This is a genomic window from Synechococcales cyanobacterium T60_A2020_003, from assembly GCA_015272205.1.
GTDB lineage: Bacteria > Cyanobacteriota > Cyanobacteriia > RECH01 > RECH01 > JACYMB01.
Window position 1 is genome coordinate 1 of the sequence record JACYMB010000292.1, and the last position, 7,807, is coordinate 7,807.

General features: G+C 50.4%; 8 protein-coding genes. 5 read left to right on the forward strand and 3 right to left on the reverse strand.

Annotated features, from left to right (window positions below; translation table 11 throughout):
• Positions 1-107: 107 nt before the first annotated feature.
• Positions 108-683 carry a hypothetical protein gene (locus IGR76_14400; protein MBF2079668.1) on the reverse strand — a complete coding sequence of 192 codons (576 nt, stop codon included), beginning with the start codon at positions 681-683 and terminating at the stop codon, positions 108-110.
• 202 nt (positions 684-885) lie between these two features.
• Between IGR76_14400 and IGR76_14405 the strand changes: the two genes are divergently transcribed.
• The 4 genes from IGR76_14405 to IGR76_14420 all read left to right on the forward strand — a co-directional run bounded on the left by IGR76_14405 (position 886) and on the right by IGR76_14420 (position 5,003).
• The gene (locus IGR76_14405; protein MBF2079669.1) at positions 886-2,586 is read left to right on the forward strand and encodes a GH3 auxin-responsive promoter family protein; all 1,701 of its coding nucleotides are present in this window, start codon (positions 886-888) and stop codon (positions 2,584-2,586) included.
• A gap of 434 nt (positions 2,587-3,020) precedes the next feature.
• The gene (gene sodN / locus IGR76_14410; protein ID MBF2079670.1) at positions 3,021-3,494 is read left to right on the forward strand and encodes a superoxide dismutase, Ni; all 474 of its coding nucleotides are present in this window, start codon (positions 3,021-3,023) and stop codon (positions 3,492-3,494) included.
• A gap of 69 nt (positions 3,495-3,563) precedes the next feature.
• Positions 3,564-3,917, forward strand: coding sequence for a nickel-type superoxide dismutase maturation protease (gene sodX / locus IGR76_14415; GenBank protein ID MBF2079671.1), 354 nt, complete (start codon positions 3,564-3,566; stop codon positions 3,915-3,917).
• A gap of 36 nt (positions 3,918-3,953) precedes the next feature.
• Positions 3,954-5,003, forward strand: coding sequence for an agmatinase family protein (locus IGR76_14420; GenBank protein MBF2079672.1), 1,050 nt, complete (start codon positions 3,954-3,956; stop codon positions 5,001-5,003).
• 192 nt (positions 5,004-5,195) lie between these two features.
• On the opposite strand, the gene IGR76_14425 is transcribed toward IGR76_14420, so the two are convergent.
• Complete coding sequence (locus IGR76_14425; GenBank protein ID MBF2079673.1) at positions 5,196-6,041, reverse strand: fatty acid desaturase; 846 nt, start codon at positions 6,039-6,041, stop codon at positions 5,196-5,198.
• Between the two features lie 199 nt (positions 6,042-6,240).
• Between IGR76_14425 and IGR76_14430 the strand changes: the two genes are divergently transcribed.
• The gene (locus IGR76_14430; protein ID MBF2079674.1) at positions 6,241-7,491 is read left to right on the forward strand and encodes a TetR family transcriptional regulator; all 1,251 of its coding nucleotides are present in this window, start codon (positions 6,241-6,243) and stop codon (positions 7,489-7,491) included.
• Between the two features lie 3 nt (positions 7,492-7,494).
• Here IGR76_14430 and IGR76_14435 read toward each other — a convergent pair whose 3' ends face one another.
• On the reverse strand, positions 7,495-7,764 hold the full coding sequence (locus IGR76_14435; protein ID MBF2079675.1) for a hypothetical protein: 270 nt from the start codon (positions 7,762-7,764) through the stop codon (positions 7,495-7,497).
• Positions 7,765-7,807 lie beyond the last annotated feature (43 nt).

Sequence of the window (7,807 nt, forward strand, 5' to 3'; positions counted from 1 at the left end):
TGTTCATCCATGACTACAATCGCCAAATCAGACGGAAGTTGGTCGAGCAAGGGAATACCCCCTTTTCCTCTGCCCCGTACTAAAATGTACTACCAATGGTACAACCTCTAACAACCTCTAACAACGTCCAACAGCGACTCAATCGCAAAGCGCTCATCGGTGTTGGCAGGAACTAAATCATAGGCAATGGGAATTCCACTCCAGGTACTGAGCAAGGTGAGTTTGTAGCCAAAGTCATCCATCTGCCGAGCCGCACCACAGGCCGGTGCAGCATTGCCAGAAAAATCACTGCGGGTTTTGTCCCCCTTGAGTCCCAGCACAGGAATCGGTTTGGTGTCTACTAGCAGATGGGTTTTCTGGTCTGCTCCTAAGGCTACGACCCAACTACGTCGCAGCGATTCTAGCATCCCATCCAATTGGCGTAGGCGGCGATTGAACTGGCTCTGATCCAACAACTGTGGAAACCAAGGCAGATAGTTAGCACGTATAAAGCCAAGAAACTGAGTTTCACCGGGAAACGGCAGATAGTCCATCAGCAAGGCTAAGGTTAGCACTTCGCTATCACTGAATTGCACGTGCGCTCCTGGTCGGGGATAGACAAGCACGGTACTCTGCTGTCGATACCAATTGTCTACCAGAACAAAAATGGTCGTCATCAAGCTGGGAAGGTCTATGCTAGTCATGGGGGAGGGGGAGTTTCAAAGGTGGTACTTCGATTCTCAGTCTCTCCTGCCCTTTTGTCTCATTCACATTAGACGTAATTTACAAAAGTACATGGTGAACCCTTTTCACCCAGTTGGTTCACTACTATAGGCGAAGCGGAACAATCACCAGAATCTTTATTCTGAACGTATAGATTCCCGCCTGTTTCGAGGCACGCATGCTATGACTGATCTTCTAATCTCTCTCCTTGCCGCATTTGCTCAGTGCGATCGCGCCGCGTTTCTGCGAAAAACCCACGATCCAGCCAAAGCCCAGGCCGATTTTTTGCGATCGCTCCTCCAGGTGCAGAAAGATACGGTACTGGGACAACTGCATGGACTGGGAGAGATCCAAACTGTCGATCAATTCCGGCAACGGGTTCCCATCTGGCCGTATCAGAACTACGAACCCTACATCGCCCGTGCGATCGCCGGAAAACCAAATGTAATGACCGCCGATCCTGTCGTGTACTTCAACATGACCAGCGGTTCGACGGGCAGTAAGAAAATGATTCCCGTGACGCGGCGATCGCGCAATGAGGTTGAAAAAGTGAATCGTCTGGGCATTGCCTTTGCCGCTGCTGCCGCCCACAAACGGGGGCTGTCCCTTGGCAAAATGCTGCTAGCCAGTTCGGCACAATCGATGGGCAAAACCGAAAATGGAACTCCTTACGGCCCGGTTAGCGTCAGCGGGTTGCGCCTCATGAACGGTATCTATCGCCGGATCTTTGCCTATCCCTTTGAAGCCCTCCAAGTCGGAGATTTTGAAACCCGGCATTATGTGTGTCTTGCCTTTGCTCTGCGCGAAAAAAACTTGAAGGTGATCGGTGCAAATTTCCCCGTATTGGGTCTGCGGTTGGCGCAATATCTAGAACAGTACTCGGAAACCTTGGTGAACGATGTCCGTAATGGTGGGTTTGCTGATGGGTTGCCTATTGAGCCGGATCTGCGTGCCAAGCTAGAACGCCTGTGTCCGCCAAATCCCAAACGAGCCGATGAGCTAGAGGCGATTTTACGCACCGAAGGACGCCTGACTCCTAAAGCGGTATGGCCGAATTTGTCGCTGATTATCACCGCACGGGGGGGAACATCGAACTTCTACCTGGAACGATTTCCAGAATACTTTGGTGATGTTCCGGTCTATGGCGGTACCTACGCCTCTGCAGAGGCGATCTTTGGCATTCATCGAGACGCTAATACCGATGGCGTCATTCCCGCGCTTAGCAGCGGCTTCTATGAATTCATCCCCGAAGATCAGTGGGAGGTGGAAAATCCCCAAACGAAGTTGGTGCATGAACTCACGGTGGGCGATCGCTACCGCATCTTAGTCACCAATTACAACGGTCTCTATCGGTATGACATTGGTGATGTGGTGGAAGTCGAAGGCTACTACAACGATACCCCTACTCCGCTAATTATCTTCCGACACCGCAAGGGTGGGGTTCTGTGCGCCACCACCGAGAAAACCACCGAGTTCCACGTGATTCAAACCATGCAGCAACTTCAGCAGGAGTTTGACGTGGCTTTAGAAAACTTCTGCGTGACTCTTTCTAAGGATTTGCCAAGTTATTATTTACTAAATATTGAACTAGCGGACGGGCAGACCCTAGACAATCCCCAGCGTTTTCTCCATCGCTTTGAAGCGGTGTTGACGAAGGTTCAGGAGTCCTATGCGGCGAAACGTAAGGGTCAGATCCCGCCCCCGCATCTTCGAATTCTGGCTCCGGGTAGCTTTGCCCAAGTGCGCCAGCGGATGATTCAGCGGGGGGTGTTTGAGCCCCAGCTTAAGTTTCCCCACATTAGCGACGATCGCCAGTTATTAGATGGTCTGACGGTACTAGACGAGGTTCCGTTTGCCCAAGAAGCGATCGCCGCTCGTCGTTAAGTCGTATCAAATTCAGCTAATGAGTGACCCATTTCAGGTAGGTTGGGGCGGTTTTTGCCGTTAACCCTCAATACTCGCTGGGTTCTGTCTGCTAAACCCGCCCGTATCCATAATCGGTATTCAAGCAGATTGATATAGCTGTTGCCAGCTAGCTTAGGACATGGACATTTTGGCTAGCGCTATATCAGGGCTCGAATGGTGTGGTTGGGTGGCGTGCTGTGCAGCAGGTCGTATTCAGCATCGGATGTCCACAGTTCATAACCTTCCGAATGACCTATCCCCCCACAGGGGATACACATTGCGATAGGATGGAACTGATAAGTCGTATACAATCCTGAAGCGCGGCGTTCCCATTCCTCTGGGTATGGAGGATGCTCCGCTTGAGTGTGTTGGTGTACTCAATATTTTGGAAACACGATTGAATCCGAGACGATATGTTCAAATCGATTCTGTCACACCTGAAAACTTTGATTCCGGCAGAGGCTGTTCACGCCCATTGTGATGGTCCCTGTGGTGTATATGATCCGGCATCGGCTCGGATCACGGCTGAAGCCGTTCTGTCCATGACGAAGAAGATCCTGGATCTCGCTCCACCTGCGCCTGGTGATGCTAAAGCAGCGATCGCGTACCAAAATACGCTGTCTCGCTACATCGCTATCAAAGAGGAGCAAGCGCAGAAGACCAAGGAAGATCTGTTGATTCTCTGGACGGACTACTTCAAGCCTGTTCATCTTGAGAAGTTCCCCGATCTGCACGACACCTTCTGGAAGGCGGCCAAGCTATGTTCTGCTTGTAAAGTAGAGGTTAGCTTGGAGCATGCTCAAGAACTAATGGACGCTGTTGAAAAGATCCACACCATGTTCTGGGCTTCGAAGGATCGTACCGTTCCTTTTTACAAAGCAAGCTAGTTTGGGTCATTGATTGCAAGAAAAGAGTGTAGTGATGACGATCGCTACACTCTTTGTGTCAGAGCATTTATGAGTAAGTCGCTGGAACTGCGTGACGCCACCGGAATAGATGTGTTGTTATGGGTTTTGAGACGGCGATCGCGGGTCAAGGTTACCGGAAGGTCGATGACTCCCTTGTTCCAACCGGGAGATGAACTGCTAGTCAATCCCTTCGCCTATCAACAATCCCTCCCCCAGATGGGGGACATCGTTGTAGCATGGCATCCCCAACGAGAAGGGTTTAAGCTCATCAAGCGAATTGTTGATATAACGATAGACGGCTATTGGTTAGAGGGAGATAATCCGAATGAGAGTACCGATAGCCGTTCCTTTGGTGCAATTCCAGTGACGTCCATTTTAGGAAAAGTAGTGTGTCGGTTTTAGAAGGCTGTCTAGGTTGAAAGATGTTCGGAGGGAAGAATGGGGACTGAACAAAACAAACTAGAACATTTTGATCCAAGCGGCATTGGCCTAGATAACGGAAATTTGCTGGGTCTCCCCTTTGACTATGATTCAGCCGAAACGATTATTTTGGGTGTGCCGTGGGAAGTGACTGTCTCCTATCGTCCGGGAACGGCCTACGGCCCCAAAGCAGTTCTTGAAGCTTCGCGCCAGTTAGATATCTACGATATTGACCATCCTCACGGCTGGGAGCAGGGCATCTATATGTGTCCAATTTCTGCCGAGATTTTAGAGAAAAATAGCCAGCTTCGCCAAGAAGTAACCAAGATTATTGAAGCGATGGAGCAAGGCGTTGAGATTGAGTCCGATCCAGATTTGGTGCGATCGCGCCATCTCGTCAACGAGGGCGGACATGCTTTAAACCAATGGCTCTTTTCCCAAACTCAAGCGGCGCTAAATGCAGGCAAACGCGTCGGCTTGGTGGGTGGAGATCACAGCATTCCGTTGGGTTATCTCCAAGCGTTAGCCACACGCTATGCTAACTTTGGCATCCTCCACATTGACGCCCACGCCGATCTCCGCGATGCCTACGAGGGATTTCAATTTTCCCATGCGTCAATCATGTTCAACGCCCTCGACATTCCACAGATCACTAAGTTAGTGCAGGTGGGCATTCGCGATCTCTGTCATGAAGAAGTTGCCCTGATTGAGCGATCGCCCGATCGCATTCACACTTTCTACGACCCTCGATTGAAAGAAGAACTCTACGCGGGAACGCCCTGGCTCGATATTTGCCAGAGAATCGTAGAAACGCTACCAGAATATGTCTACATCAGTTTTGACGTTGATGGACTTGACCCCAAACTCTGTCCTGAAACGGGGACTCCCGTTCCCGGTGGCTTAGAGTTAGAGCAAGTCTTTTGTCTCTTTCGAGAAGTGGTGCGGAGCGATCGCCACATCATTGGTTTCGACGTATCGGAGATAGGTAATGCTGCCTGGGATGGCAATGTGGGTGCAAGGGCGGTATATAAGCTGTGTAATTTAATGAGTCTCTCGCGATTGGTGTAGCGACTAACGGCTTACCTAGGATGGGGTGCAGCGCTGAACTCCCTGCGTGGAGAAGGCTGCCCCCCATCTCTCAACGGTCTTATAGCGCTAGCCATATCGGTTAGGACATTTTGGTGGGACGGCTTCGCCACTCCACCAAAATGTCCATGTCCTAAGCTAGCTGGCCATAGCTATAACAGTGGCTATCGTCTATTATTCAGCGACAGGTGGCATCACGACCTTACGGGCTAACCCCAACTGTTGGAGGAGTACGATCGCCCACCACGTCATGTCAATTTCCCACCATCTCCAGCCTGCCTTAGCCACGTTGGGATAGGCATGGTGATTGTTATGCCATCCTTCCCCATAGGTGAGAATAGCTGCCCACCAAAGATTTCGGGAATTATCGTTAGAGGGATGGGACCGGTATCCGGTCATGTGGGTAGCAGAGTTAATCAACCATGTACTGTGCCACAGCAAAACGGTACGTATAACCAGGCCATAGAGCACAAACGACCATCCGCCACAGAGGTACAGCACAATACCCAGAGGAATTTGTAGCAGCAGGAAGTATTGATCTAGCCAGCGATAGAAGGGATCTCGAGCGAGATCGGGCGCATATTTCTGATATTCGTTGCGGCTAAAGACATCTGCTCGTTTATGGAGCAACCACAGCATATGACTCCACCAGAATCCTCGACGAGCCGAATAGGGATCTTTGTCTACGTCTTCGGTGTAGAGATGATGTCTACGGTGACCCGACACCCAAAAGATAGGCCCCCCTTGCAGTGCCATCGCCCCAATAATGGCGATCGCATATTCTAAAGGCTTAGGAACCTGAAAGCTCCGATGGGTCAGCAACCGATGATATCCCAAACAAATACCGATACTACCAAATAGCCAATGGAGAACAATGACAACTCCAATTGCTGACCATGAAAAGAACCAGGGTGCTAGAAGTACTAAGGCATGAATGATTGCGAAGAAGGTAATATTTGGCCAGTTTAGTACAAAACGTTGACCCTGCTTGGGGTCAGCAGTTAAGGAATTCGAGACCATGAAAATCCTTTTGTGAAACTAAGGGACACAAGCGCCATCAGGCGCAAGCAGTAGAGCCTCTCCTAAGGGTGATAACGGGCTGAGTCACCAAGAGTAGTCACTCGTTCAATATGTCGTTAAAGTAGGAGAGTATGTAAGTGTTGCTTACATTTATACGATAATCATTTCGCGCCAATATTGCAAGTGTTACTTACATTTTATGCCACCCACCCAAAACCCAACTCGACAGCGCTTAATTCACACGGCATTGGAACTGTTTGCCCAGCAAGGTGTTACCGCTACAACCACCCGTCAAATTTCGGATTCGGCAGGGGTGAATGAGGTAACCCTGTTTCGCCATTTTGGAAGCAAGCATCGCTTGCTTTTGGCTGTTATCGAGGAAGCGGCTGTATTCACCCAGTTGGGACAAACCCTCGTTCAGCAGGCGAATCAAACCGGAAATATTTATCAAGCCCTCAAGGACTACGCAACGGCCTGTCTGCAAGCGCTGGATCGGGTGCCTGAGGTGGTGCGATCGGTGGTGGGCGAGTCGGGCAGTTTTCCGGCGGAGAACCGTAAAGCCTTGGGGCGAGGCGTCACCCAGGCAAATCGCTATGTCGCAGAATATTTTGAAACGATTATTAACCGAGGGCATTTACACACCTATCTTTCTGCCGAAAAATTGGCGAGCTTGCTGCACGGTATGTTGTTGGGGTATGCCGTGATCGAATTTACCAGTGAGTTTCACGAGCTTTGGCAGGATCGGGAGGATTTCTTAGAAAACTTGGTCACGCTGTTTCTACATGGTGCGGTTTCGTCTTCTGTGGAGATTCTGCCTCCGTCGTCTATTCTGTCTGATACCGTGGTGGTGACGGAAACGATCGCCGCCGCATCTGGAGTTACAGATCTATCGGCCTATGTCGTCCACGGCATTTTGCAAAAAGCGAAGAAAGCCGGAAGTCAAGATTATGCGATCGCCTATGTGCTGTTTGGAGCAGGCTTAAGTCCGGCTGAATTATTGAGCCTAGAGCGATCGCACTATTACTCGGATCCTCATCAGAGCGTGCTGTATGTTGGGGCAGGACGCGATCGCCAACGTCCGATTAATCAGTGGATTATGGGCAAGCGCTACGGAACCTACACGCGCAATCCGCTGACCCAATGGCTGAAGAGCCGGAAAGATCAGCAATCCGCTCTTTTTCTCAATGCATCGGGTGATCCCCTGACTGACACCGATCTCCGGCCATACTGGCAAGCATGGACAGAGGGATTCAGTACTCCCGATGGCTACCCGATTCAACTGGCTCATGCTCAGCAAACCTGGTGTGTGGAAATGCTCATGCGGGGGATGAGTCTAGACAATCTATCGATCCTCACCAACTGGGATCTGGAAACGCTAGCGCCTTATGCGAATCGTGCTAGGGAGAAGGCGGCGCTAGAAGAAGCGATGCGTCTTGATCAAAAGAGTTAATTCTCACTCGCTGTTGTGCTTCTCAGCAACGTCGGACTCATGCTCTATTCTGGTTGTGCTATCTGGCTCTTGGGCAAAGTCTGTAAGGTCTAGAAACGCCTTCGACGTAGATTTCGAGCGGGATGGCTGATCCGAAGCGGCTTGCCCCTGGGAGCCAGGTACATCCGTCCATTGATCCAAAATATCGTTAATCAGGATCTCTTGGAACAACACGCGCATAATGATCACTAAGGGTAGCGCTAAAAATAACCCTAAAAAACGGCGTTGTTGCATGAAAGAGGGGTTACGGGCGGGAGAGGCATGGTAAATTTCAGTT

Excerpts from the sequence above, each read along its gene's own strand:
- IGR76_14400 (MBF2079668.1), bottom strand. The coding sequence starts at position 683 with ATGACTAGCATAGACCTTCCCAGCTTGATGACGACCATTTTTGTTCTG.
- IGR76_14405 (MBF2079669.1), top strand. The coding sequence starts at position 886 with ATGACTGATCTTCTAATCTCTCTCCTTGCCGCATTTGCTCAGTGCGAT.
- sodN (MBF2079670.1), top strand. The coding sequence starts at position 3,021 with ATGTTCAAATCGATTCTGTCACACCTGAAAACTTTGATTCCGGCAGAG.
- sodX (MBF2079671.1), top strand. The coding sequence starts at position 3,564 with ATGAGTAAGTCGCTGGAACTGCGTGACGCCACCGGAATAGATGTGTTG.
- IGR76_14420 (MBF2079672.1), top strand. The coding sequence starts at position 3,954 with ATGGGGACTGAACAAAACAAACTAGAACATTTTGATCCAAGCGGCATT.
- IGR76_14425 (MBF2079673.1), bottom strand. The coding sequence starts at position 6,041 with ATGGTCTCGAATTCCTTAACTGCTGACCCCAAGCAGGGTCAACGTTTT.
- IGR76_14430 (MBF2079674.1), top strand. The coding sequence starts at position 6,241 with ATGCCACCCACCCAAAACCCAACTCGACAGCGCTTAATTCACACGGCA.
- IGR76_14435 (MBF2079675.1), bottom strand. The coding sequence starts at position 7,764 with ATGCAACAACGCCGTTTTTTAGGGTTATTTTTAGCGCTACCCTTAGTG.